This is a genomic window from Gracilibacillus dipsosauri (assembly GCF_003176895.1).
Classification (GTDB): Bacteria; Bacillota; Bacilli; order Bacillales; family Amphibacillaceae; genus Gracilibacillus; species Gracilibacillus dipsosauri.
Genome location: NZ_QGTD01000001.1, coordinates 199,591 through 224,219, shown reverse-complemented (window position 1 = coordinate 224,219; position 24,629 = coordinate 199,591). Strand labels below are relative to the sequence as shown.

Annotated in this window: 16 protein-coding genes and 3 tRNA genes; 15 read left to right on the top strand and 4 right to left on the bottom strand. The window is 33.8% G+C overall.

The window, feature by feature from the left end:
- From DLJ74_RS01070 to DLJ74_RS01060, 3 genes are all read left to right on the top strand, one after another.
- Nucleotides 1-75: transfer RNA gene (locus tag DLJ74_RS01070), tRNA-Gln, on the top strand.
- Between the two features lie 455 nt (nt 76-530).
- Nucleotides 531-606: transfer RNA gene (locus tag DLJ74_RS01065), tRNA-Lys, on the top strand.
- A gap of 6 nt (nt 607-612) precedes the next feature.
- Nucleotides 613-685: transfer RNA gene (locus DLJ74_RS01060), tRNA-Ala, on the top strand.
- Between the two features lie 77 nt (nt 686-762).
- Here DLJ74_RS01060 and DLJ74_RS01055 read toward each other — a convergent pair.
- The 3 genes from DLJ74_RS01055 to DLJ74_RS01045 all read right to left on the bottom strand — a co-directional run bounded on the left by DLJ74_RS01055 (nt 763) and on the right by DLJ74_RS01045 (nt 3,568).
- Nucleotides 763-1,740 (bottom strand): alpha/beta fold hydrolase, encoded by a 978-nt coding sequence (locus DLJ74_RS01055; protein ID WP_109982977.1) that lies wholly within the window; start codon nt 1,738-1,740, stop codon nt 763-765.
- 29 nt (nt 1,741-1,769) lie between these two features.
- Entirely contained in the window at nt 1,770-2,294 is a 525-nt protein-coding gene (locus tag DLJ74_RS01050) for a hypothetical protein (RefSeq protein WP_109982976.1), read from the bottom strand.
- Nucleotides 2,295-2,440: 146 nt separating this feature from the next.
- Nucleotides 2,441-3,568: a conserved virulence factor C family protein gene (locus DLJ74_RS01045; RefSeq protein ID WP_109982975.1), complete on the bottom strand. Its 1,128-nt coding sequence runs from the start codon at nt 3,566-3,568 to the stop codon at nt 2,441-2,443.
- A 297-nt stretch (nt 3,569-3,865) separates the two neighbouring features.
- On the opposite strand from DLJ74_RS01045, the gene sigW reads away from it, so the two are divergent.
- The 12 genes from sigW to DLJ74_RS00985 all read left to right on the top strand — a co-directional run bounded on the left by sigW (nt 3,866) and on the right by DLJ74_RS00985 (nt 19,400).
- Nucleotides 3,866-4,429, top strand: a complete 564-nt coding sequence (gene sigW / locus DLJ74_RS01040; RefSeq protein WP_054789150.1) for an RNA polymerase sigma factor SigW — start codon at nt 3,866-3,868, stop codon at nt 4,427-4,429.
- A gap of 13 nt (nt 4,430-4,442) precedes the next feature.
- Complete coding sequence (locus tag DLJ74_RS01035) at nt 4,443-5,054, top strand: anti-sigma factor family protein (protein ID WP_054860501.1); 612 nt, start codon at nt 4,443-4,445, stop codon at nt 5,052-5,054.
- Nucleotides 5,055-5,261: 207 nt separating this feature from the next.
- A complete protein-coding gene (cdaA, locus tag DLJ74_RS01030; protein ID WP_109982974.1) occupies nt 5,262-6,083 on the top strand; it encodes a diadenylate cyclase CdaA in 822 nt (273 codons plus the stop codon).
- Entirely contained in the window at nt 6,076-7,329 is a 1,254-nt protein-coding gene (locus DLJ74_RS01025) for a CdaR family protein (RefSeq protein ID WP_109982973.1), read from the top strand. Before cdaA ends, DLJ74_RS01025 begins: the two co-directional genes overlap by 8 nt.
- A 49-nt stretch (nt 7,330-7,378) precedes the next feature.
- On the top strand, nt 7,379-8,725 hold the full coding sequence (gene glmM / locus DLJ74_RS01020) for a phosphoglucosamine mutase (protein ID WP_109982972.1): 1,347 nt from the start codon (nt 7,379-7,381) through the stop codon (nt 8,723-8,725).
- A 442-nt stretch (nt 8,726-9,167) separates the two neighbouring features.
- Nucleotides 9,168-10,970: a glutamine--fructose-6-phosphate transaminase (isomerizing) gene (gene glmS / locus DLJ74_RS01015; protein WP_109982971.1), complete on the top strand. Its 1,803-nt coding sequence runs from the start codon at nt 9,168-9,170 to the stop codon at nt 10,968-10,970.
- 317 nt (nt 10,971-11,287) lie between these two features.
- Complete coding sequence (locus tag DLJ74_RS01010; protein WP_109982970.1) at nt 11,288-12,124, top strand: TnsA endonuclease N-terminal domain-containing protein; 837 nt, start codon at nt 11,288-11,290, stop codon at nt 12,122-12,124.
- A 24-nt stretch (nt 12,125-12,148) separates the two neighbouring features.
- The gene (locus tag DLJ74_RS01005) at nt 12,149-14,323 is read left to right on the top strand and encodes a Mu transposase C-terminal domain-containing protein (protein WP_245902228.1); all 2,175 of its coding nucleotides are present in this window, start codon (nt 12,149-12,151) and stop codon (nt 14,321-14,323) included.
- A complete protein-coding gene (locus tag DLJ74_RS01000; RefSeq protein ID WP_109982968.1) occupies nt 14,307-16,016 on the top strand; it encodes an ATP-binding protein in 1,710 nt (569 codons plus the stop codon). Before DLJ74_RS01005 ends, DLJ74_RS01000 begins: the two co-directional genes overlap by 17 nt.
- Nucleotides 16,017-16,026: 10 nt before the next feature.
- Nucleotides 16,027-17,487, top strand: a complete 1,461-nt coding sequence (locus DLJ74_RS00995; RefSeq protein WP_181397407.1) for a TnsD family Tn7-like transposition protein — start codon at nt 16,027-16,029, stop codon at nt 17,485-17,487.
- A 71-nt stretch (nt 17,488-17,558) separates the two neighbouring features.
- Nucleotides 17,559-17,966 carry a TniQ family protein gene (locus tag DLJ74_RS00990; protein WP_109982966.1) on the top strand — a complete coding sequence of 136 codons (408 nt, stop codon included), beginning with the start codon at nt 17,559-17,561 and terminating at the stop codon, nt 17,964-17,966.
- A 42-nt stretch (nt 17,967-18,008) separates the two neighbouring features.
- Nucleotides 18,009-19,400, top strand: a complete 1,392-nt coding sequence (locus DLJ74_RS00985; protein ID WP_109982965.1) for a TnsD family Tn7-like transposition protein — start codon at nt 18,009-18,011, stop codon at nt 19,398-19,400.
- A 312-nt stretch (nt 19,401-19,712) separates the two neighbouring features.
- Here the strand turns inward: DLJ74_RS00985 and DLJ74_RS00980 are convergent, their stop codons facing one another.
- Nucleotides 19,713-24,623, bottom strand: a complete 4,911-nt coding sequence (locus DLJ74_RS00980) for an ATP-binding protein (protein WP_109982964.1) — start codon at nt 24,621-24,623, stop codon at nt 19,713-19,715.
- Nucleotides 24,624-24,629: the final 6 nt, after the last annotated feature.

The following is a 24,629-nucleotide window of genomic DNA, read 5'->3' as shown; positions in this document are numbered from 1 at the left end:
TGGGCTATAGCCAAGCGGTAAGGCAACGGTTTTTGGTACCGTCATGCGCTGGTTCGAATCCAGCTAGCCCAGCCATTCTTTTTTCTACATATAAAATTTAGGGTTAAATGCATATAAACTATAACAATTAGAATGAAACTATGGGATAGAAGCCATTAGCTCAGTTGGTAGAGCAACGAACAATACTTCTACCGAATAAACTACGAGTAACCCCGAAGCATTAATCATCATCGAATAAACTAGAAGATGCAGGGGTTAACATAATGAACGCTCTTTGAATTAGGGAGAAAATTATTTTAACGAGCCATTAAATAAACTAGAAGATGCAGGGGTTAACATAATGAACGCTCTTTGAATTAGGGAGAAAATTATTTTAACGAGCCATTAGCTCAGTTGGTAGAGCAACGAGCAATACTTCTACCGAATAAACTACGAGTAACCCCGAAGCATTAATCATCATCAAATAAACTAGAAGATGCAGGGGTTAACATAATGAACGCTCTTTGAATTAGGGAGAAAATTATTTTAACGAGCCATTAGCTCAGTTGGTAGAGCATCTGACTTTTAATCAGAGGGTCGGAGGTTCGAATCCTCCATGGCTCACCATTTTTAGGGGCCTTAGCTCAGCTGGGAGAGCGCCTGCTTTGCACGCAGGAGGTCAGCGGTTCGATCCCGCTAGGCTCCATTTTTATTTTGTCAAAGACGGAAACCGAACTATGATTTTAAAATAGTTCGGTTTTTGCTGTATAATAGAGAATTGCTTCAGTTGTTTTTATCTATATTTTCCTTCCATTCTTCGAATTGCTTAGCCATATCCTTAGCACGAGTCCAGTGTAAATAATGATGTCCCTCTAGTGTGATGACCTTACTGGAATGATGATCATGTAACTGTTCCTTATAAAATGTTTCTAGTGATTTCCTTCCCTGTGACTCTTCTTTCGTTGTGAAAACTAAGACAGGAATTGTAGGTGGAAAAGTCATATTCTTCGTTTTCTGTACATTGTTTCCTATTTGATTAGCTTCTTCAACAATATTTTCATTATAGCCTTTCCAAGCTGAAATGGCTTTTGTCATTTTTAAGTTTTCCTCTGTATATGTTCCTTTTTCCGCTATTGGTAAAAAATCATCTGGATTCACCATTGTAACAAGTCGTCCAATCCCTGTTGGTGCTAAATATTTCATATAGTTAGGCATCGTCGGTGCTGATTCATTAAAATAATCTAGAGCTTGTGGTAAAGTAAAGTCTATTCCTACCACTGATTGAATTTCATCTGGATATTTATTAGCATAATACAAGCTGTAAATCCCAGAAATAGAATGTGGCATCAATATGTACGGACCTTCTATACCTGCTTTTTTTAGAGCAGATCGAATCTCTTCTACAATGTTCTTTACTGTACGCTCTTTGTTAGTACTATCGCTCCAGCCATAACCAAAGCTCTCAATGGATACTACATTGTTTTGCTTTGCCAGCTCGTTAATCAATGGTTCAAAATCTAACACAGGTGCAGCAGTTCCTAGGCCACTAAGTAATACAATCGTATTTTCACCTTTCCCTTTTGTATAGACATGCATATTCTTTCCATCGACCTCTACTAATTCCCCTATTGGACTATACTTATTCTTTTCGTTGAGAGTCATTAGCTGATGTGTTAGAAACCAAACAAAACTTATTGCTGTTAAAAATAAAAGGATATTTCTTGTAAATAGCCAAAATCGATTTTTTCTTTTTTGTGCCATTCCTTGATTCCTCCATTATGATAAATAGTTTAACTAACTGCTTGGTGTAATTTTCCTTCATACACGAATTCTAATTTAGGGATTTGTTGTAAATCATATGGAGTAACCAGCTCTAGAGGCTTGTCAAATGTAATAATCCCAGACTCTTTTAAAATATACGCGACAAACTGAGAACAGAAATAAGCATTTTTTCTCTGGATCGGTTTATTGAGCATCACTCCGAATAAGCCAATTAAATTATAGTGATATGTCTCTTTATTACGGTCGAAATTTGCCAATGCTTGCTTAATTCTTCGTTCCTGTTGCTTGGTTATTGTGTAAGAATAAATAATACAATCAGCAGTTCTGAATAAATTTTCGTTTATTTTTTCTTTGACAAATCCACCATGGAAGGGGTTGCGAGGCTTTTTTCTACCAAAGCTATATGTTTCGTTAAAGTTAGGATCAAGAGCGATCGAAGCATGGTTATAATCTGCTTTCGTATATAAACGAATCGTTCTTGTAAATAGCGTTCCAGTATTGGTGAATAATAAATAAATCTTATTTTGTTTCATCTTTCTTATCTCCTGCAAGCCTTTTTTTACTATTGTATGAAAAAGCCGTAAGAGAAATAAGAAGCTTAAGTTGTAATTTTGATTAGGTCTCTAGGCTTAGATAAAGGCGTAAAAAAAGTCTTGCTTTGTAAAAAAGCAAGACTAGACTACGGTTTCTTTTTTGTAACATCCGACATTTGTTGCCATATGGAGCCCTTCGCACTTTCTCCTTCCTCAATTCTTGCAAGTGCCATCTTTGCTTGCATTCTTACCTCGAATTCTGGATCATCTAATGTCTCTTTCAGTGCTGGGATAGCCGTTTCATCACCGAGTTCATATAAAAACATAGCAGCACGCCAACGAACAAGGCGGTTTTTATCAGATAAAGAGTCAATCATTTCCGGCATAGCTTGTTTAAAGCCAAGATCAGACAAACAGTCTCCTGCAGTTCTTCGTACATTAACCGCTGGATCCTTTAAAGCTTTATATAAATATGGGAGTACCTCTTCCTCTTCAATCATCCCTAAATAAGCTGTTGCAAGACGCCGGATTGACGCTTTTTCATCATCTAGAGCCTTATTTAATACAGGAAGATCCTTCAAGCTTGGAGACATTCGGTCAAGGGCTGCGTATCTCGCCTTCCAATCTGGATTATCTAACATATCGATGGTAACTTCATGATAAAAAGAGCCCTGACTAGCATCATCGACAAAATGAAGGAGCTCATTCAATCTGTTTTGATCATAGCTTGCACTTAATTCCTCGACAACCTCTAATCCAATTTTGTCAATATCTCCATAACGTGGTGATTGCTCGACCCATTTTCGTTCCTTGAGCATGTCCGAATCAGCAGATGCCTTTAATGCGGCTTCTGTAAATCGATCTGGCAATCCGAAACGTTTCTCTATGTCTGCTTCTTCTAATTTAACCTGCATTGGAATAAAACGAAACATTTGGATAAACACTTGAATTTCTCCGAAGGCATCCGTGGATTGGCTGCTTTTTTGGTTCGTAAAGCTTTCCTCTAAGTCTTCTACTGACCCTAATTTATTTTGAACTTTTGGGAGAATTTCCTCCCAAGCGACTTTTGGATCTCTTTCTAAAGCAATAAAATCAACTACTCGGTAGATCCCCTTGACCCCTTTGACTTCAAAAAGTGCTTGTACATAGGACGGGACATCCTCTAGCATATCCGTAGCCTTATAGTTCTCTGATTTTCCATCAGGAAGCTTCTCATCAAGGTTTATTTTCATTGAATAGGGGCTAGGAGTCGGTTCCATGGAAGTGATCTTCATACTTTTACCTCCTTCACAGTTATCACACTAAAAAATATGCCTTAAAACTATATTCTATCAAATAATGGAAGAATAATTCAATAATCGTACGGATGAGCTAAAATCAAAAATCTATCTTTCTTCCTAATAGTTTACAAAAATTTATTCATTCACCAACAAAAAATACTATTTTCTTGTTATAATACTTTTATTGTCATTTTCAGTATATAGGCTAAAAAGTTTTTAATAAAATTGAAACCTTTAGGTGTAGTCTTACGTATAAAGATTAACCGCAAATATGGCGGAGGTATTAGGATGATCGAGGAAAAGATAGTCAAACAAATAAAACTAGTTAAAAAAGGTGATCAAGCTGCCTTTGAGGATGTAGTCTCATTTTATCAAAATAAGGTTTTTGCCATCTGTTTTCGGATGATTGGCAATAAGCATGAGGCAGAAGACTTGGCACAGGAAGCCTTTATAAGAGCCTATATTAATATTCAGTCATATGATGAGAATAGGAAGTTTTCAACATGGCTCTATCGTATCGCGACTAACCTTGCGATAGACCGGATGAGGAAGAAGAAGCCTGATTATTACCTTGATGCAGAAATTAAGGGGACAGAAGGAATGAATTTATATTCCCAAATTCCGGATAATGGTGTATTACCTGAGGATGAAGTGACCAGTCTAGAAACACAAAGCTATATCCAAAAGGAAATTATGCAATTACCTGCGAAATATCGTAGTATAATTGCTTTACGGTTTATAGATGAACTCTCTCTAAAAGAAATTAGTGAAATTCTAGAAATCCCTGTTGGAACAGTAAAAACAAGAATTCATAGAGGGAGAGAAGCTCTGCGCAAGAAGCTTCGACATGTGTAAAGGGGTGTAAAAAATGAGTTGTAATAAGGAAATCATTCAATTAATGCATCAATATTTGGATGGTGACATTTCAGAAGAGAAGGAACAGGAACTACGCTCCCATTTGAGATCATGCGAAGCTTGTCAGGAACATTTCAAAGAATTAAAAAGAACTGTCGCATTGATCACAGCAAATGTGGATATTCAACCATCCTTTGATTTCACCAATAAAGTAATGGCGCAATTACCAAAGGAGAAGAAAAGAACAAGCATTCAGAGATGGTTTAGGGTTCATCCACTATTAACAGCAGCAGCTATCTTCTTTATTTTAATGTCTAGTAGTATTTTTACTATGTGGAACCAGGACCATCAGTTAAGCTATCCAAAGGGTATGAACCTAGTGGTGGAAAATGATACGGTGATCGTTCCTGAAGGTGTAGTAATAGAGGATGACCTCGAAGTGAAGAATGGTAATATTAAAATAGAGGGTAAAGTAAAAGGGGATGTCATCATTATTAATGGTGACAAGCTAAAGGCTTCTGCTGGTGATGTAGCTGGTGAAATCAAGGAGGTTGATCGTGTCTTTGGTTGGTTATGGTATGAAATAAAAGAAATGGCGGAACTAGTATTTAATCTTCCAGATTAAGCTTATGAAGTGATCTTTATCTCATCAAGATAGGATCACTTTTTTTACCATCCACAGAATTTTTTGGGTGCATGAAGCCATTCTTTTTTTCGTTTGAACAAAATCTGTGGCATAGGAGAGGAGCATGGCGTTAATTTATGCTATAATTAGTTCATAACTAATTTTAGAATAGGAAGAGGATTCGGATGGACATAAGGTTGTGTTTGCATGCTTAATGGAGATTTTTCTGTACTTAGCATCGTGAAAATTGCTTTAGATATAACGATTATATGGTATGTTTTATATAAATTACTTATGCTGATTAGAGGGACAAAGGCCATACAGCTGTTAAATGGTATATTTGTGGTAATTGCCATCTATTTATTAAGTGTGGTGCTTGACTTAAGTACAGTGAGGGCATTGATGAGTCAAGTGATTGTATGGGGGCCTGTAGCCATTATTGTCTTATTCCAACCAGAATTAAGAAGAGCTCTTGAGCAATTAGGTAGAGGTAGTTTTTTCTCAAGAAACTCTACTTCTCAGGAAGAGTTAATGAACCAATCCATCCAAGCAATCACCGATTCCTGTGTCTATATGGCAAAAAGGCGAATAGGTGCGTTAATTACCATTGAAAGAGAGATTTCGTTAGGGGATTTTGTCTCAACTGGTATCCCCATAAACGGTAAATTAACGAATCAACTATTGACCAATATTTTCATACCTAACACTCCTCTTCATGATGGAGCAGTGATCATTAATCAGGATAAAATAGTGGCAGCGGCATGTTATTTGCCATTATCAGAAAGCCCCTTTATTTCAAAGGAGCTAGGGACAAGACACCGCGCAGCACTTGGAATCAGTGAAGTAACGGATTCTATCACGATTACGGTCTCAGAGGAAACTGGTAACATTTCCTGTACAAAAAACGGGGAGCTTCATCGAAATATTACAGTGGAGAAGCTTACAGAATTGCTGAAACTAGAGCTTGTGACGAAATTTAAAGCCTCTACAACGAAAGGTTGGAATTGGAGGGGTAAAAAAAATGAATAAATGGTTAGATAAGCCGTGGATGATACGAATAGTATCCTTGTTGTTAGCTGTTTTATTATTTGTCGTTGTTGCCTTTGACGAGAACGTATATGATGATAATGACGGATTTGATTCTTATTTTGGGACAACGAATGAAACCCAGACATTGGAGGATATCCCTGTTAGAATTATTCTGGATGAAGAAGAATATGTGGTTGGCGGTGTACCGGAAACGGTAAAAGTAACGCTTCAAGGCTCAGCTAGTAAGGTGACATCGATTGCCACAAGGAAGAACTTCGATGTTTTTGTAGACTTAGAAGGTCTAGGTACGGGCACACACACGGTACCGCTTGAATATTCGGGTATAGATGAGGATTTAAATGTGTATGTCGAGCCTAAAGAAGTGGAGGTTTCGATTGAGGAGCGAGCAACGGAGGAATTCTCTGTGAATATAGATGTTGTGAACAAGGATCAAATAGAAGCAGGTTATGAGGTAGTGAATGTTTCATCAGATCCTGGACAAATCGTTGTGACAAGCTCGAAAAGTATTGTAGATAATATTGCAATCATCAAAGGATTTGTCGATGTTGCAGGAGCAAGTGAATCCTTTAGCGTTGATGATGTACCAGTAAAGGTCTATGATAATCAAGGTAATGAGTTGAATGTTCGAATAGATCCTCCGACAGTTGATGTAGAGGTAGAATTAGCTAGTCCGAATAAAACCGTTCCAATTTCAATGGAAACAGAAAACGAGCTTCCAGAAGGGATAAACCTTGTTTCTATGGAACTAGAAACAGAAGAGGTGCAAGTATTTGCTGCAGAAGATTACTTAGCAACATTAGAGCAAATTAGCACTCAACCAATTGATCTAAGTAAAATAACGGAAAGTGGAACGGTAGAAGTGAATTTGAACGTCCCTTCTGAAGTAAGAAAAGTAAATACAACAACAGTAAATGCGAATATAGAGGTAGAGAAGGTGGAAGAGCAAGTAATAGAAGATGTACCTATTGAGATAGAAGGAGAGCCAGAAGATACAGAAGTAGCCTTTACGAATCCTGCTTCAGGTACAATGAATGTTACCCTAAGTGGCTATCCTTCTGTTCTATCTGAAATAACCCCAAGTGACCTTCGATTATTTGTGACAATGGAGGGACAAGAGGAGGGGGAATTCACGTTACCGATCCGTGCTGAATTACCCGACGATATAGCAGATGATGCAGAGATTGAACTTGCGATAAATGAGGCAACATTAACAACCGAACCTTAGTCTATATATATGCACAAACGGAAGAAAATATAAAGGAGCGTATTATAAAATGGGAAAATATTTTGGTACAGATGGTGTCCGAGGAGTGGCAAATAAAGAATTAACGCCAGAGCTAGCCTTTAAACTCGGGCGCTACGGTGGGTATATCTTAACAAAGGAAACTTCTAATCCTAAGGTGTTAATTGGGCGTGACACACGTATTTCCGGACATATGCTAGAAGGTGCTTTGGCTGCAGGGCTTTTATCCATAGGAGCAGAGGTCATGAGGCTTGGTGTGATCTCTACACCGGGAGTAGCCTATTTATCGAAGGCAATGGATGCACAAGCAGGTGTAATGATTTCTGCCTCTCATAATCCTGTAGCCGATAATGGCATTAAGTTTTTTGGTTCAGATGGATTTAAGCTATCAGATGAACAGGAAGCGGAGATAGAAGCGTTGTTAGACCAGGAGGAGGACAACCTACCACGTCCGATAGGCAGTGAGATTGGTCAAATTAATGATTATTTCGAAGGTGGCCAGAAGTATCTCCAATTCTTAAAAGAAACAGTAGATAATGAATTTGATGGTATACATATTGCGCTTGATTGTGCCCATGGTGCCACATCAAGCTTAGCAACCCATCTATTTGCAGACCTAGAAGCAGATGTTTCTACGATTGGATCCTCACCGAATGGCTTGAATATTAATGATGGAATTGGATCAACGCATCCGGAGAAACTTCAGGCACTAGTAGTAGAGAAAGGTGCTGATATTGGTCTCGCATTTGATGGGGATGGAGATCGTTTAATTGCTGTGGACGAAAAAGGTAATATTGTTGATGGTGACCAAATTATGTTTATCATCGGAAAATATTTAAATGGCAAAGGACTACTCCGTCAATCGACGGTTGTGTCTACCGTAATGAGTAATATCGGCTTCTATAAGGCCTTAGAATCCCATAATATGAAAAGCAATAAAACAGCTGTTGGGGACCGTTATGTCATGGAAGAAATGCGTCAAGGGGACTTCAACCTTGGTGGAGAGCAATCAGGACATATTATCTTCTTAGATCATACCACAACAGGAGATGGTATGCTTTCAGGTCTTCAATTAGTGAATGTGATGAAGGAAACAGGTCTCACTTTATCTGAATTAGCCAATGAAATGGAGAAGTTTCCACAAGTATTGAAGAATGTTCGCGTCGTGAATAAAAATGAAGTAATGACAAACCCTGTCATCTTAGAGGCAATTGAAAAGGTCGAAAAGGAAATGGGTACACAAGGAAGAGTACTCGTTCGTCCTTCTGGAACAGAGCCATTAGTGCGTGTTATGGTAGAGGCGCCAACTCTTGAGGATTGTAATCGATATGTAGATGAAGTTGTCAAAGTAATCGAACAGGTAATGGGCAGAGATTAAGTGGAGAAGGAAGGCCTGATCGTGAAAAAATGACCGAAAAGGCCTTCTTAACGGTACAATAAATGCTAGATTTGCATATGATTTAATAAATGATTAGTTTTATGGTTGCTAAGAAATATGTTTTCAAGTAAAATGGAAAAGTCATCGTTTTTAGTCAAGAATGGAAAGGAGCATAGTAGAGACATTTTTTATAAAGCGCCAGGGCTATAGGTAGCTATAGCTGACGAGGTGGAGGTTTATCGAAGTAGATCGGCGGATGCCTCCCGGTTGTCCATCTCAACCGAGAAGTTTTTATCGAAAACAAGAAGGCGACTTTTTGTACAAAAATAAAAACAAGATGAACAACTAACTATACACGAGAAAGGGGCAACAAGCGCCCCTGATGCAAATAGGTTTATGGTCGTTTGTATGCCCCTTCTGACTTAGAGGAGGAAACAACGATATGTGTGGTATTGTAGGTTATATTGGTGGAAATGATTCAAAGGATATTTTATTAAATGGTTTAGAGAAATTAGAATATAGAGGCTATGATTCAGCTGGAATTGCTGTACTAAATGATTCTGGTATGAACATCTTTAAAGTAAAGGGTCGTATTGCAGCTTTACGTGAAAAAGTGGACACCTCTGTTCAAGGATCTATTGGTATTGGTCATACTCGTTGGGCTACCCATGGGGAACCAAGTGAGAATAATGCCCATCCACATCAAAGTGCAAGTGCGCAATTTACTTTAGTTCATAATGGTGTGATCGAGAACTATTATGAAATTCGTGATGAGTATCTACAAAATGTAGAGCTAAAAAGTGAAACAGATACGGAAATTGTCGTTCAATTAATTGAGCAGCTTTATTTGAATACAAATGATGTATTAGAAGCTTTTCGTCAAGCACTGACTTTATTAAAGGGTTCTTATGCGATTGGATTAATCGATAACCAAAACCCTAACCTTATTTATGTGGCGAAAAATAAAAGCCCATTACTTGTTGGCTTAGGGGATGATTTTAATGTAGTAGCTAGTGATGCAATGGCTACATTAAAGGAAACCAATCGCTATGTCGAAATTGAAGATAAAGAAATCGTGCTTGTACAAAAAGATCGAGTGGAAATCCAAAAGCTTGATGGTACAGTTGTTGAACGTGAGGCATATGTAGCGGAAATTGACGCTGCTGATACAGAAAAAGGGACATATCCTCACTTTATGCTGAAAGAAATTGATGAACAACCGATCGTTATTCGCAAAATCATTCAAGAATACCAAGGGGAAGATGATACACTCCGTTTGGATGATAATATTAGAGAAGCAATGAAAAAAGCGGATCGTATCTATATTATTGCTGCAGGAACGAGCTATCATGCAGGTCTAGTTGGAAAGCAGTTTATTGAAAGATTAGCAGATATTCCTGTAGAAGTGCATATTGCAAGTGAGTTCTCTTATAATATGCCACTTTTATCTGAAAAACCATTATTTATTTTCATTTCTCAAAGTGGAGAAACAGCGGACAGTCGTGCTGTATTAGTCCAAACAAAAGCGTTAGGACATCCAGCTCTTACGATTACAAATGTTCCTGGTTCCACCCTTTCTCGTGAAGCAGATTATACGTTGCATTTACATGCAGGGCCAGAAATTGCAGTTGCTTCTACCAAAGCATACACGGCACAAATTGCTGTATTAGCCATTTTGGCTGTAGATACAGCGAGAGCTAAAGGTAATGGCTTAGAGTTTGATCCATTACAAGAACTAGGTATTGTCGCAAGTGCAATGGAAACATTAACTGATCAAAAGGAAGAATTTGAGCGAATTGCAAAAGAGATGTTCGAAACAACTCGCAACGCATTCTTCATTGGTCGTGGAATGGACTACTTTGTTGTCCAAGAAGCAGCCCTTAAGTTAAAAGAAATCTCTTATATCCAAGCAGAAGGCTTTGCCGGTGGGGAGTTAAAGCATGGTACCATTGCTCTAATTGAGGAGGGTACACCTGTGATTGCCATTTCAACACAAGAAAATGTCAATCTCTCTATCCGTGGAAACGTACAAGAAGTAGCTGCACGTGGAGCTAACACATGTGTTGTTAGTATGAAAGGATTGGAAAAGGATAGCGATACTTTCGTGTTACCACAGGTACATGATCTACTAACACCACTTGTAAGTGTCGTTCCAATGCAATTACTTTCTTACTATGCAGCATTGCATCGTGATTGTGATGTGGATAAACCACGTAACCTTGCGAAGTCTGTTACGGTGGAGTAATAGGGGATTCGGAAAAAGATAAATGTTCAACTACATTAAAGTAAGTAACTAAACAATATAGTTAGTAACTCAACATTAATGTCAGTAACTAAGAGTGCTTAATATTAGAGAAGTAAGTATAAATGTTTTTACATTCGAAATAATAATCCTAAAAATATAAAGAGGATGAATTATAATGTATAATATGCTTTCTGAAATCAAATTAAATATCTTAGAATTAGAAGATTATCCCAAATAGGGGTAGTCTTCTTTTTTTTATATACCAGATAGTACACTGATTGTGAATGTAATTTTCATTATAAGGGGGTGAAAAGTATATGAATATAGACAAAAAGTTTGAAAATCGACAGAAAAAAATGATACAAGATGGCAGGGGGCAGGGGAGAGGTAAAGAGTACGTACCCTTTATACAAGCTCATGATAATAAGGTTGCATCACACGGGTGGCTCACTCGACATTTAGGGTGGAAAACAGGCAGAATACACCATACTTTATCTGAACATGAAAGGAGTTATCTTTATTATTTGGAATGGTTGGATTTTGTTACAGATATCAGGGAACAGTACCCTCTTGAAATGGAAAGAACGAAAGAAATCGCAAAACAATTAGATATTAAACATGCTGAATATAAGGGGGTACCCGTTGTGATGACTACAGATTTTAATATAACCCTCCAGTCACCCAAAGGGGAAATAAACGTAGTAAGGACTGTGAAACCACCACATAAATTAACTAAGCGTACGTTAGAATTGTTTGAAATTGAAAGACGGTATTTCTCCGAATTAGGAATTGATTGGTGTGTCATATTATCTTCTAAATTACCAAAAGTATTAATTAAAAATGTGGAGTGGATGTGTGAAGCGAAATATATTGAAACAAGACCCAGCCTTGATCATGAGATGATTAAACTGATATCTCCAGAACTATTAACTTTTATTGTCGAGGATCGAGGTAATACAGCGATAAGTAAAATTTGTTTGCGTGGAGATAAATTCTTTGGTTTAGAAAATGGAACATGTATGTTTATTCTACAGTATGAGCTTGTGAATAAAAATTGGGAAACAGATATGAGTATACCAATAAAGGAGTCTAAGCCTCTTTTAGTTAGAAACATTAGGGGAGAAAGTCTTTATAAAGATAAGAATTCGGGATAATTCTAAGGAGGTATATTAATTATTATGATAATAGAAAATTCAATCATAGAATTACATTCAGATAATCTATCAACGAAAAAAATTGAACGAGTCTTATGGATTTCAAAAATTAATCAAGATGTAATTTTAGTAGATATTACTGATCATAAGAATAAGAAATTACCACATAAACGTAACTATGGTGAACTCATAAACGATCTAGATGAAGGTAGAGCCAGGATATTAGAACTAGAACCAGATTTAAGGATACTCTCGCCTGATGATGAGTACTTAGAAACGCACAAAAAAAGTAGAGATGCTAATTGGGATATTATAAAAGACATTGCTAAAAAGGAACCTAGTATTTATAACTCAAGGGAACGAGGGAGATTAATAAAAGAAACAGTCGAGAAGACGGGGAAAAATAAAAAAATTATTTATGATTTATTGAAGAAATATTGGTTTTATGGAAAGTCAATGAATGGGCTATTAAAAAACTATACTAATTGTGGTGCTCCAGGTAAAGAAAGGCAGTATAAAAACAAAACTGGTCCTAAATCTAAAAATGGAAATAATTTCATAGTTGAGGAAAAGGATAAGAAAATATTTGATAAAGCATTAAAGAAATATCATATAAAAGGGAAAATGAGCCTAAAATCTACACATGAACACATGTGCGAAGAGTATTATAATGAAGGCTATTATAGAAAATATAATGAAATGGTACCTATTGTGAGCCCTAAAAACGGCCCTACACTTCGTCAGTTTTTATATTGGTATCATAAATCAAATTCATTTGGAGAAAAATATGCGAAGAGGTATGGTGAACGGAAAAGAAATATGGATGTCCGTATATTGCAAGGAGATGCATCGGCAAGAGCCTTAGCTGTAGGTTATTTATATGAAATAGATTCTACCCCAGCTGATGTTATATTGGTAGCTGAGGATCGAAAAACAATAATTGGTACTCCGACTTTATACATAGTAAAAGATGTTTTTAGTCGAATGATAGTGGGATTCCATGCTAGTTTGTCTCCTCCATCTTGGGTAGAACAAATGGTTGCACTAGAAAATGCTGCTACTAATAAAGTTGAATTCTGCAGGCAATATGGAATTGATATTGAGCAAAGCGATTGGCCATGTTTACATTTACCTAAATATTTAGTAGGTGATCGTGGGGAATTAAAAGGTAAAAAAGCAGAACAATTAGTAAATTTAAAAGTTGATGTGATGAATGCCCCTTCTTACCGTGGTGATTTAAAACCTTATGTGGAGCAACATTTTCGATTAACTAATCATGAGATTAGAGATCTTTTATCTAATACAGGTGCTAAACCACCCGAATTAAAGAAAAGAGGTGAGCACGATCCTGCTCGAGAAGCTTCTTTAACAATTAAAGAGTTTATTAAATTTATGATAGTTCAGATAATAACATTCAATAAAAAAGCCCTTCCAAAAGATTTTTTTGTTACAAAGGATATGTTTCAAGAAAACGTTGACTTGACTCCTATTGATGTTTGGAATTGGGGAGCTAATAAACGTCTTCTACATGAAAAATCTCGTATGGAGATAAGGTATAATTTGTTACCAAAAGGAAAAGGCAAAGTAACAAGGAGGGGAATAGAATTTGAGGGCATGTATTATACATGTGATTTTGGTATAAAAGAAGGTTGGTTTGAGGAAGAAAAGATTGATGGAAATAGAAAGTTAATCATCAATTATGATCCGCGAAATGTCAGTAGAGTTTTTTTGAAATTAAGAAGCGGGAAATTAGAACCACTTAGGCTTACGGAAAAGTATAAGGAATACGAAGATTTACATTTAGAAGATGTTCGGGCGATTATGAGGTATAAAAAAGAACAAATATATAAAAAAACAGCAGAAAGTAAACAATTTCAAGCTGAGTTACATACATTCTCTCAAAAGCTTGTCAAGGTAGCAACAGAGGAAACAAAAAAAGCAATTGAAAATAAAAGTATTTATGAGCGAAAGAAAGACAAAAGGGCAAAGAGAAAGGTAGAAAGTAGAAACAATGACAGCAGAAGTGCATGGTCAGCAAATGCATCTGAAAGTAGTAACAATAGAGAGTCGAATAAGGATATTGTATCTTTCCCAAATAATAATGATACTAAATCGAACAATGAGGATCTAAGCAATATATATGAGAGATTTTCTGCAAAGAATCGAGAGAGGAGATCTAAACATGGACCTAGAGAATGAGACAATGAAAAATTTAGGAGGAATTCATTGTATAGCAACATATAATAATCAAGTTATACCAGAAAATCAAGAAAATCCCTTTATAGAGGCAATTCCTAATAGATTATCTATTGAAGAATTCTACGATATGTTATATTCAATTCCAAAATATAATTCAGATCATCGTAATATAGATATAGAAGATCGATTAGCACTTGTTCGTCAAATTAAACCTAGTTTTTGGTTACCTACACCGAGTCAATATGAAAAATATAGAGGAATTTACAATATGATTAAAATCGGTTATCAATCCAGAAACCCGATAAATATAGTTTATAATAAACAATTTGCAGTAGGGTGGGATACTATTTTAAAAGAAGGATTAGACGATACAGGAGCAAACATTATAGGTAATATCCAAACAGCTCAAAGCTTATCTGAAGTAGGTTTGAGCGGTATGGGAAAAAGTAAAAATTATGAGAGGATTTTAAAAAAATTATTTCCACAGGTGATTCATCACAAGGAATATAAGGGGAAACAGTTAACCTTAACTCAAGTTGTTTGGTTGAAAATAGAGTGTCCAAGTGGAAAATCCATTCGGTCCTTGTGCCAAAATTTTTATGATGAGGTTGACAAAATATTAGGAACAAATTTTTATGAAAAACATGGAGAGAAAAGAGGTACAATTGATAATTTAACAAAAAGAATGGCTAAAATAGTTGCACAGATTAATCTTGGCGTATTAATTATTGATGAAATCCAAAACATACATAAAGCTCATTCAGGTGGAGACGAACGTATGATAAATTTCATAACTGAATTGGTTAATACTCTAGGAGTACCAGTAATAGTAATAGGTACATTCAAAGCTATGTATTTGTTTAAAAATTCACTTGCTACTTCTCGACGTGGTGTTCCTGATGAGTTCTCAGAAAATATAGTAAGTTTCATGCAGGAAGATAGTTGGGAATGGAATGAATTCATTTCAACTCTTTGGGAACTGCAATACACATCAAAATATACTCCTTTAACGAGCGAACTAAAAAAAGTAATGTATTACCATACAATGGGTATCCCGGATATTGTAATTAAACTTTTCATGCACGTGCAAGCGAGAGTTATATTAAACGGTGGAGACGAACAAATTAATGAAGATATCATAAACAAAGTTGCTTCGAAAACACTTGTGCTATTACAACATGTCTTTGAGAAGTTACGAAATGGAGATCAAAATGTTTTAAATGAGATTGATGATATAGAACCTGAATGGGCCTCTTTTAATGAATATTTGAAACAAGCTAGTCATGAAGTAAAGATTAGAGGTGAAATTGCTAAGAAACACGCACGAGTCATACAACAAAGAAATGAAGATGTTATTCTCAATGACTTAGTTAATTTTGCTTCCAATTTAGTTTCTAATACTGGAATGGCAGAAACATTGGCAAATCAAGTTTTTAAAGCTAGTGATGGAATGGGAGATATAAAAGCAATGTTTTCACAAATTGCACAATTGGCTTTAAATGCTGATGAAACAATTAATAAAGAAGAAAGTTTCCAATATTCAAATAAAAAACGAATCAAACCGATACTCGAAAATGGTGATGTACGCTTAATTGTTAAAAATGGATTAAAAAGAGGATTATCAACTGAGGAAGCTTTAGAGGAATTCGATTTAGTAAGAGATTGCAATGAGTTACACAAATTTACCTTATAGAGGAGTTAAGATGAATCAAATTATTTATTTTCCAACTTTGTATCCTGGAGAAGACTTTAGAAGTATCGTTTTTAGATATCATACTCGTTCAGGCAATTCATTAACTGAAACATCAGAGGATTTGTTTGGAATGTTGTATTACGAGTTTCCTCATATACCTAGAAATATGAATTATTTTATTAGTGTATTACCTAGTACCTTTGGTTATACTGCCTCTTATTTTTTGGAAAATCATACTTTCTTTCCCTTTTTTAAAGCGTTTACTTCATCAGAGAAAGTTGATGATTATTTTGATGATATTTTAACTGCTTGTCATAAAGGTTCCAAAAGAGGAGGAAATATAGCTATAATTCGAAAAAATCCAATTCTATCTGAAAAAATCCGTTATTGCCCAGATTGTTTAACCGAAGATTATGAAGTTAATGGAGAATGTTATGTCCATCTAAAACATCAGTTGACTTTTCTTGATTTTTGCCCTAATCATTTTATAAGGTTAATAGATCGTTGTCCAGTATGTGGAGATATATTTTCACAACTGAACATGCGCTCTACAACTTTTTGTTCTAAGGGGCATAGTTTAATCAAAAATAGATTATCATTAAAAAATGATTTAAAGCTCAAAGTATATAATGATATTACTTTCATCAAAAATAGTAGTATGAACATAACCATTACCCCTCAATATATCATAAATAAACTTATAATAGTTTTGGGGAACAAAAATTATATTAATTATGGAGGTGTGATTCAAAAAAAAATAGTAGTTAATGATTTATTTTCATTCTTTACTGAAGTAGAGATGAATAAATTTGGTTACTTTATAAAGCAAATGAAAAAAAAGAAAATAGAACAAGTATTAACTGTGATACATGTGGAGAATAATCCGATTTTTTATATTTTACTAATAAGATTTCTTTGCGAATCTATTAATAAATTTTTAGAGTATAATGAACCATTTGTAAATAATCTCCCTTTTGGATATGGCCCTTGGAAATGCATAAACAAAATTTGTTCAAGATATAATAAGTATGTAATAAATCGGTGTAAAACAACTCTAGTAAAGAGATCTACGAGGTTTAAAGGGACGTTTAAATGTCCCTACTGTGAATTAATTTATATACAATATATAAATACAAAGAATAATAAAAATAAGGCGTATGTAAAAGTAGAAAATCATGGTCAACAGTGGATTGATAAAGCTTTCAAATTGTTTGTAAATGGAAAGTCTGTTTCATATATTCAAAGAACAATGGGATCAGACAAAGAAAAGATCAGAAGTTATTTGAAAGAGGAAATTTTGAAAATATGTTCTGTACAAATAGATTGGAGGAAACTTAATAACTTCAGCGAGATACCACAGAAGTATCAGATTTTGATAGAAAGAGTATTAGCGACACATATAAAGGTTGATTGCACTTCAGATGAAAAGAATTTAGAAACTTTCAAAAAAGAAAAATTAGAAGAAAAGTAAAACAACTTACATAATCATGAGTGAATAAGGAAGAATATCATTAATCTACTACTAAATTAGGAGGTAGAGTGATGATATTCCTACCTTATATATATGAGGATGAACTTTTGTACAGTGTATTCGCTAGATACCACCATTATTCTGGTAATGAAAACCCTAAAGAAACAATGAATGAGTTATATGGTAGCCACACTACTTGTGCAACAACATTATTTCCCACAAATTTAAATACATTATTACACGGATTTCCTACTCCAAACAGTTTCCAAGTAAAAGAATTAATTATTAAAAATACCGGTTTACCTTATTACACACCTTTTATTCCAAATGAAAGAAATCTAGAATTGAAAAAGTTAATGGTTGAGGGAAATGGTACTTCTTTTTATATGAAACTTGGTAGAACTGCAAGTACTATAAAAAACAAAAAGTATTTATATTGTTGTAAAAGCTGTGTAAACGAAGATACATTTAATAACTGACATGCCTACTGGCATCGAGTACATCAATTAGAGGGAGTAAAGGTGTGCCCAATACATAAAATTTGGTTAACAAAAACAAACGTACGTTATACGGAGAAAACAAATAAACATGAGTTTATTTGTATTGAGCAATGTAAATTTATAGAAGAAAAGGAGAAGAATGTTTCATATTTTAGTCATTTAATATTTATTGCCGAACAGACTTATTATTTATTAAATCATTTGACTGAGCCATTAGGTTTAAAAAGATTAAATGAATTTTATGTTATAAGGTTACAGCAGGAAGGATACGCAACAATGACCGGTAGAATTAAATGGTTTAAATTAATTCCTTGTTTCAATAGGTATTATGGGGAAGAGTTACTAAGTGAATTAAATTGTCTGATTAATATAAATAAACAAAATACATGGCTACACAAGATGTTAAGAGAACCTAGGGTAAGTTGTCATCCTTTAAGGCATATTTTGATCTTAGGTTTTCTTGGAGAAAATATCTCTTCTTTAGATGAAAAAATAGAGTCGGGGTTAGCTTATAAACCATTCGGAGATGGACCGTGGATCTGTTTGAACAAAGCAGCTGATCACTATCAAAAGGAGGTAATAAACTCCTGTACGATTACAAGAGACTATAAAACAGATTTACCTATAGGTACGTTTTCATGTGAATGTGGATTTGTTTTCTCAAGAAAAGGTCCTGACCAAAAAAAAGAAGATCGTCTTAAAAGAGGCAGAATAAAGGTTTTTGGTCATGTTTGGGAACGAAAACTAAAAGAACTGTTAAATCAAAGTCTGTCGTTAAGGGAAACAGCAAAGATACTAGGAGTCGATCCTGTGACAATTAAGAATAAAAAAAGTAGTAAGCTATCATGTAAAGAAAGCAATCAACAAAATACCCTTTTAAATAAAAAGCGGAAAGAATGGATTGCCTTATTAAAAGATAATAAAATGCAAACCATTACAAAAATTCGTTCTTTAAACAGTGGACTTTACACTTGGTTATATAGAAATGATTTAGAATGGCTACATGATCATTACCCAAAGTTTAATAAGAATATCACATATAAGAAAAGAGTAGATTGGGTAACACGAGATAAAGAAATAGCTGAACAGGTTGAAATAATTGCAAATGAAATTAAAAGTGATACTGAAAATTTACAAAGAGTAACAAAAAATGAGATAGGGAGGCGAATTGAAAATATCTCATTAGCATCACTATATAAGAATGCAAATAAAATGCCCAAAACACAAACAGTAATATCTGAATATGTAGAATCCATTGAACAATATCAAATTAGAAGGATAAAGCGCATTGCACGATCATTACGGGAATCTAATCCGTTTTTTAAAGAATGGGAGTTGATTCGAGTTGCAGGTTTAAAAAAGAAATTTGTACAAAAACATAAAAGTTTGATTGAATATGAAACTAATCAATGAGAATATATACTTCTTTATATTTTTTTATAACTAGTTGATTACAGCCATTAAAATGTACCACCCCTGCCGTTTTATTTACCTTCTACTGACACTTGGTTGAACAGTGAATGACAAAATGTTTACCACAGTAAAGCTGCTTGTCCTTTACTGCAGTCCCTCTACTTAGTTAACAGTGATTGGGTGCAGGATCCTTTTTTCCCATCCCGCAATAACCACTACCACAAACGAAGTCAAGGATGGCAGGAGGCAAATACATATATTATAAACATAAAACCCTCACCTGTTAATTAGGTGAAGGTTTTTGCCCATTATTTACAACGAAAACACTTTCATCAACAATTTTTCCTGTTTATACTCTGTTGGGGGCATAGTCGTTAATGGTCCTATTATTTCTGTTTCTATTTTTTCTTTCTCTTCTATATCTAAAACTTTTATTGTTGAGAATTTACTGCCTAAACCACTCAAAGAAGTTCCTAAATTTAAACCAGATTTTTCACCAATTATAAATCTATCATGAAGTGGAGTGTTACCAGATTTTGTTGAGTAAATATGAAAATGAGTTTCTGGTGGTACTTGATCACATATATCATACCAGTAAGAATTATATCTTTCAGGCAAATTTTCTAATTCATTCGTTTTGATAGAAGTGTATATAAATACTCTACAATCTGATACTATGCTTTTAATAAATCCCAACATTTCCTCATTAAAGTAAGGATCATATATCTTTAAATAATTTTTTGCATTTTCAGATATCCAATTCTTAATAAAATCATATGCTTCTTTTTGTTCCTCCAAACCAAATGTAAACACACTTGTTTGACTTAATAGTTTATACATTCCTACTTCCTGATTTGTTGATTTGTTATCGTATAGAGAAACTTCAACACTTCTTATTAAATCAAGTAATTGTAGAGAAGTCATAAATAAATCATTTAGAGTGGATTGAGTATGATTCTTAAAGCTAATAATCTTATTTTCAATATACCAGGATAAACCTAATATTATTGTTTCAAACCTGTTTCCTAATGATAAATTAATATATTGACCAATTACTTCATCATGTTGGCTACTCCCTTTACCAGAACAAATTGTTCTCATCATTTTAGTATATAATTCATTTAAAACCCTATTTGTTTCTTTATTTTTGTAATTTTCAACTTTTTTCGGATCTGAGTGTAAGTTAAGTGTAATTAATTTTTCGTTCAGATTTATTAAGCTATCAGAGGAATCAATGCTTGAAGCGAAACTCTGTGCTAGTTCCGGATTAATAGTGTGAGCTAAATCGATCAATCCCCCTAATAATTGATCTCGCCCTTCTTCAGACGAACAATTTTTCACAATTCTCATTGCCTCTTCAATTACGAATTTTGCTGCTTTTTTATTTGAAGTATCTTGGTAAGATTCTGCTACAGTTTCATATTTTGATACTCGATCCGTCAAATTATTAATTTCATTTAAATGTTTTTCAGCTTCTCTAATACAAGTAATCCCTAGATCAGGATTGGTTTTATGCCAAGCCCCTCCTAAAGTAGTTAAAACAAAAATTCTATCAGAAATATTATTTATATTTGTAGCACTTCTTTTTAGTTCATTTCTTGAAGGAAAGAGTGTTTCCCATCTTTCAGTTGCTTTATTTGAAGACGTATCACGAAGTTTCGTAAGGTATCCAAAACATGCGATTTTATAACCATTGTGTTTTATATTTAAATTATCAGGCAACTTATTGTTAATTATTTGTACAAGTTTTTGCGTAATTGTAAGTAACTGTTTTTCTCTTAATAAACTTTTATAACTATTATTAGAAGTGGGTTCTATCATAGCATCAACTAGACAAGATATTAAATAATAAATATTTACATCATTAGTTACTTTTCCTATAAGATTACAAATATTTAATGCTTCAGGATAGTTTACTTTGTGCAAGGACGACTTACCATCAATTGGATCTTCACTAGGTCTTTTCGTAAGAATATATTGAATTGTATTAGCAATTGCCTCATCATGTAAAAAAATGCTATTTACATTTTCTAATTTTTCAAATAATATGTTTTCTTCATATATATATAGTAATGGTGCGATGTCAATAATAATCTTTGAATAGGTTTCCGGGTCATCAACTGTTTCTAATATATCGAAACATTTTTCAGATATTTCTCCTATATACTCATTTTTACCATTGGCTTCACACCTAAGAGCTAAACTTGTCAATAATTTGCATTGCTCATGCGAAGAAGGTATTGAAGCAATACTACTTTTGATATAATTGATTTTAAATCTATAATCCTCAGATTTCAAAATATCAGGAATCATTCGGATTAGCATTTCAGTAACTTTAGTAAATACGTCATGTAACCTTGTATCAAAAATATTCCCTTCTTGATCATATTCTTTATTTATTTTTTCATAGAGTTCAATGGCTAAATCTCGGTGAGATTCACTTAATATCTGAACAATCCTATACCCTATATCTTTTTTATCACTTTGTTTGTCAATTTTCTGCAAGCTAATAATAAGCTCATTAAATGCTGCCTGTGACTTATTCTCATCTCCACTAATAATATTTAAGTAGTGCCCAAATGCTAAGGTTTTACCAATGTTACTTCTAATATTTTTTACTATACCAAAAATTTTACCCTTTATATCGTTTGGGGCAGGAGCATTTGAAACTACGCAATTCTTTAGGAATCGTACAAATACCCAGTCTTTGTGTCTCTTATCATCGATTTCTTCTAAAATATCTAATACAAAATTAAAATCAATATTTTGGTTTTTACTGTGGGTATCTATAATCTCTTGATATGCTTTAAACCTTCTTTGTTTGGTATTTAATTTTTGTGCAAATCTAAATGCTAAAGACTTGTCAAATTCTGTTAGTTTAGATAGAATCTTTTTAGTAATTTTATAATGGTCAGCAGATGCAGTTAGTAATTTGTTGTAAGACACGACTAACTGATCTTTCAGATCTGAGAACAATTGGTGATCATCGCTAAACAATTCCGATTGTGCTTCAATTAGATATATTAGAACTAAACACTTCGTATCTTCATCTTGAATCTCATCTAATTCAAAATAAATTTTATAAAATCTTTCTTCAGCTAAATCTGTTGACCAGTTATTTTCAATTTTAGATAGGACCAGTTCAAGATTTGCATAATCTACAAATGGGTTTTTTAGTATAGTGAACTTCAAGTTTTCGATTTTTTCAATAAGTTTAGATATCTTATCGTATTCGGTAGATTTGGTTAAAACTTCCGAGAATTGTTTCAAAAGCTTCAAAGTTGGTGTATATTCATCACTTTCTGTCATAATTTGTAATGCATAATCAACTACAGTAATTATATTTTTATTTGATTTATTTTTCATGCACCAGTTAGAGAGGTAAAAAAGTTTCGCCGAAGTATCACTTATATTTTTAACTTGATTTATTACTTCCTCATAGTTTTCCTCTTCTATATCATTTGTGATCTTTAGAAGATCTTGTAATTCATAATCACCAATTCTATCTTTTAACTGATTAACACCTTCATCCTCGTCGTCTACTCTAAACAAGAGTCTAACAAGTAAGTAATCCATTAATTTATCTTTTTTAACATTGTCTCCAGTTTTCTCCACAACTCTTTCCAGTAATTTTAGAGATAGAGCTGCATTAATTGAGAATAGGTTCGAACAAATATTTAAAAGTTTATTAATTAGTTGTTCACTCAAACCTACTGTGTTATCTATTAGATTAATAGACTCTTCTATACTTTTTATAAGATCTTTAGAAATATCTATACCTGCTTTTTTCATAAATCTACAAATATGTGATAGTAGAATAAGTCTATCTTCTGGTAACTCACATAAATATGCCAATTTTAAAGCCTCTTCGTATGAGTCTAGTGATAATAAGGCTTTAATTTGACTTTCAATTTTGGGAGTTGTATGAACTATTTCTGTAAATACAGAATCTGTAAGTATAGTCCAGGACAATAGTTGCCAATCTTTATTTTTATAAGTCATACTTGAAAGAATATTTAAATTTTCTCTTACTAAAGATATTTGCTGTGTTGTTTTTAAAGTATTTCTAAGGTATGTTGTGTCAATAAGGTTAACTAAAGCATCATAATCTTGATTCTCTTGGTAAAGTCGAGGTAAGTAAACTACTGAACTTGTTTGTTCTGAGTTTATTTCATAAAACTTTATCATTTTTTGTGTTATGTAAATTTTATTTTCTTCTAATTTCTCTTTTAAAAAGTTTTTATAAGGACTTAGTAATTCAAGGTAGCCTTCATTTACAAAAAGGAAACTGGTTTGTTCTATATACGCTTCAAGTTGGTTGTTAGAAATCTTGATAATTTTAATTACATCATCTTTTAATAATTTCTCTGGTGAAAATGCCAAAAGGGAAAGTAGGTCCGTAAAATCAATATCTGTACTATCATATTGTGACCAGTTTTTCTCTAGCAACCTTTTAAAACTTGATGGTAAGTTATTTATTACATCTTTTATATTATCAGTTATTTTTAGTTGTCGTAAAATCTCATTAATATAACCAGGCATACCATCGGACGCAATGTAGACGGTATTTATATCATCTTCTGAAAGATATTTAGACAATAACATATTTACTTCAGGGCGAGAAAAAAAAGGAATTTGTAAGGGGGAGTAAGTAAATTCATATGAATGCCCCTTTTCACTACTTAGTAGGATGTAGACACCTTCATCGCCAAGAGGTATATACTTTAATATGCTTTCTTCTTTATTTTCTGTACTAATTTTATCTAAGCCATCAACGACAAAATAAAAAATAGAGCCACTATTTTTTGACTGCCTTACAAGGTCTGAATACAACCTTGAGAAAAGCTGTTTTAGATCGCGATCAGCTAAATCTTCTATATCATATCCTTCCAAACGCTTCTTAAGAGCAGGGCTACAAACAGCCTCCATTTGTAAGCAAAGTTCAGTTAGAAAGTAAGAAATATTTGATTTCCAATAATCTTCTCCAATAAAGAAAGATATACAGTTACTTTTATGCTTTCTTGCAAATTGTGAAAGTAAAGTAGTTTTACCTGTCGCACCTAATCCCTCTATCATAATTATATTATTACTATTATTAAACGTCTGTTCAATATTTTTTATAATAAAATCACGTTCAATTTCATCGTCTTTTTTAGATGGTATGGTTCCTGATAAAAAGGTAAGGTCATCAATTTCAAAATTATTTTCTAAAGATATAGCCAATCGTGC

Coding starts and splice junctions, on each gene's coding strand:
- DLJ74_RS01055 (WP_109982977.1), bottom strand. CDS start 1,740: ATGGCACAAAAAAGAAAAAATCGATTTTGGCTATTTACAAGAAATATC.
- DLJ74_RS01050 (WP_109982976.1), bottom strand. CDS start 2,294: ATGAAACAAAATAAGATTTATTTATTATTCACCAATACTGGAACGCTA.
- DLJ74_RS01045 (WP_109982975.1), bottom strand. CDS start 3,568: ATGAAGATCACTTCCATGGAACCGACTCCTAGCCCCTATTCAATGAAA.
- DLJ74_RS01035 (WP_054860501.1), top strand. CDS start 4,443: ATGAGTTGTAATAAGGAAATCATTCAATTAATGCATCAATATTTGGAT.
- cdaA (WP_109982974.1), top strand. CDS start 5,262: ATGCTTAATGGAGATTTTTCTGTACTTAGCATCGTGAAAATTGCTTTA.
- DLJ74_RS01025 (WP_109982973.1), top strand. CDS start 6,076: ATGAATAAATGGTTAGATAAGCCGTGGATGATACGAATAGTATCCTTG.
- glmM (WP_109982972.1), top strand. CDS start 7,379: ATGGGAAAATATTTTGGTACAGATGGTGTCCGAGGAGTGGCAAATAAA.
- glmS (WP_109982971.1), top strand. CDS start 9,168: ATGTGTGGTATTGTAGGTTATATTGGTGGAAATGATTCAAAGGATATT.
- DLJ74_RS01010 (WP_109982970.1), top strand. CDS start 11,288: ATGAATATAGACAAAAAGTTTGAAAATCGACAGAAAAAAATGATACAA.
- DLJ74_RS01005 (WP_245902228.1), top strand. CDS start 12,149: ATGATAATAGAAAATTCAATCATAGAATTACATTCAGATAATCTATCA.
- DLJ74_RS01000 (WP_109982968.1), top strand. CDS start 14,307: ATGGACCTAGAGAATGAGACAATGAAAAATTTAGGAGGAATTCATTGT.
- DLJ74_RS00995 (WP_181397407.1), top strand. CDS start 16,027: ATGAATCAAATTATTTATTTTCCAACTTTGTATCCTGGAGAAGACTTT.
- DLJ74_RS00990 (WP_109982966.1), top strand. CDS start 17,559: ATGATATTCCTACCTTATATATATGAGGATGAACTTTTGTACAGTGTA.